The organism is Mesorhizobium sp. M7A.F.Ca.CA.002.05.1.1 (assembly GCF_003998335.1).
Taxonomy (GTDB): Bacteria; Pseudomonadota; Alphaproteobacteria; order Rhizobiales; family Rhizobiaceae; genus Mesorhizobium.
On record NZ_RZQI01001656.1, the window covers coordinates 1 to 442 of the forward strand.

General features: G+C 66.7%; 2 pseudogenes. Both read left to right on the top strand.

What is annotated here, in order from left to right:
- Window positions 1-230: pseudogene (locus EN939_RS37615) on the top strand (Holliday junction branch migration protein RuvA); the annotation flags it as partial.
- 43 nt (window positions 231-273) lie between these two features.
- Window positions 274-442: pseudogene (locus tag EN939_RS37620) on the top strand (Holliday junction branch migration DNA helicase RuvB); the annotation flags it as partial.

A 442-nucleotide genomic window follows, 5' to 3' on the forward strand; every position in this document is an offset into this window, starting at 1 on the left:
ACAAGGCGCCGGCCTACGCCGGAACCGCCTCGGGCACCATCGGCCTGAAACAGGAACTCGGTGACGGCGTGGCATCCGCGCCCATCACCGACGCGGTCTCGGCGCTGGTCAATCTCGGCTATTCGCGCGACACCGCCGCCAATGCTGTGGCGGCGGCGCTGAAGACGGCGGGCGAGGATGCCGATGCGCCGAAGCTGATCCGCTTCGGGCTGAAGGAACTGGCGCGGTGAACCGTCGCTTGTTCAGTTCCTTGCCGTGTGCAAGGAAGGCGTCATGAGCCTGTCGCCCCGCCTGATTGCGCCGGAAAAACGCGGCGAGGATGCCGAGCAGACCTTGCGGCCGCAGACGCTCGACGATTTCGTCGGCCAGGCGGCGGTGCGGGCCAATCTCAAAGTGTTCATCGAGGCCGCCAAGGGCCGCAACGAGGCACTCGATCATGTGC